This is a genomic window from Hymenobacter coalescens, from assembly GCF_054783195.1.
This window is the reverse complement of sequence record NZ_BAAGRA010000009.1, coordinates 1-1,453: the sequence shown is the minus strand read 5'-3', so window position 1 is coordinate 1,453 and position 1,453 is coordinate 1. Positions and strand designations below refer to the sequence as shown.

The window sequence follows — 1,453 nt, the reverse complement described above, 5'->3', positions numbered from 1 at the left end:
GTCCAGGGCCAGGGCCGTCACGGTGCTGTTGCCGTTGCCGGCGGGGGCGGCGCCCACCACCTGCGCGCGGTCGAACACCGGGGCCTGGGCCAGCGCTCCAGTAGAGGCCAGCGCCACCAGCAGTAAGCAGACAATCAAGCGGAAGACGTGTGCCATCGGGATGAATACAGAATGGAAGGATAGCGGCGTTTACTCCACCAGCAGGCGCTGGCTTTGTGCCCCGCTGCGCACCAGGTAGAAACCGGCGGGCAGCGCCGGCGGCAAAGCCAGGCGCAGCGCACCTTGCGCGGGCATCAGGCCTGTAGTAACACGCCGGCCCAGCGCGTCGAGCACTGCCACCGGCATCTGGGCAGGCAGGCCGCTGACGTCCACGTAGGCGCGGGCCGGGTTGGGGTACACGGCCCAGGCGGGGGCAGCTTTGGGCGAAGCAGCGGCCAGCGGGCCGGCGCTGAGCCGGGCCAGAAAGCCGGTGCCGAGCACGGTGGTGGAGGGCACCAACGGGTTGGGCGCCAGTGTGAACGGGCCGAAGCCGGCCGGCGTCGGGCCGAACGTGCCGGCGAGGTGGAAGTACCCGGCTCCGTTGTCCACCAGCTTGCCGCTGCGTCCGTCGCTTTGCCGTACCCAGCTCCAGGCGCCGGCGGGGCCGAGGCGCACCAGGGCCAGGTTGGTGCCGCCGCTGCTGCTGAGCTGGGTGGGGCCGAAGGCAGTCGTGCTGCGGAAGGCCACGGCGGCGGTGACGTTGCCCAGGCCGTCGACGGCCACGGCGCCGGCCCCGTCGCTGCCCGGGCCGCTGGTCTGCACGGCCCAGCGCCAGACGCCGGCCGAGTCGAGCTGGGCCACGAAGGCGTCGCTGGGCAGGTAGCCGTCGTTGTCGGCCGGGCCGGTGGCGTAGAGCGTGGCCGCGCCCAAGCGCAGGCTGGGAGCGTTGAAGCCGCCGGCTATAGTGGCATTACCCTGCCCGTCCACGGCCAGGGCCGAGCCGTTGCCCCCACCGCGGGTGCTGGTGCCGATGTCGCCCGCCACGGCCCAGCGCCAGCCGCGCACGGGGTGAAACTTGGCCACGAAAGGCTTATCCGACCGCGTGGCGGAGCTCAGCGTCACCGGCCCAAATGCCGAGGAGGTGCCGGTATAGTTGCCGGTCAGGTAAAGGTTGCCCGCCGCGTCGGCCGCGAGGGCGTAGGCATCATCGTTTTCCAAGCCGCCGGCGCGCCAGGCGTTTGTCCATAGGCCACTGGTAGCATCAAGTTGCGCCACAAAAATGTCGGACAGGCCGCCTTGGCGGGTATAGGCGTTGGTCAGGGTGGTCGGGCCGAAATCGGCGGTGACGCTTTCGAAGGAGCCGCAGGCATACAAAGTGTTGCCCACCAGCGTCAGGCCCATCAGGTAGTCCTCGCTAGTGCCGCCAGCGCGGCGGGCCCACAGCCAGTTGCCACCAGCGTCGAGCTTAGCCACG

The 1,453-nt window shown here is 70.6% G+C and carries 1 protein-coding gene; it reads right to left on the bottom strand.

Going from position 1 to position 1,453, the window contains the following annotated elements:
* Positions 1–189 precede the first annotated feature (189 nt).
* Positions 190–1,453, bottom strand: a 1,264-nt coding sequence (locus ACYVKQ_RS07720; protein ID WP_460577297.1) for a T9SS type A sorting domain-containing protein, incomplete at its 5' end; no start/stop codon positions are given.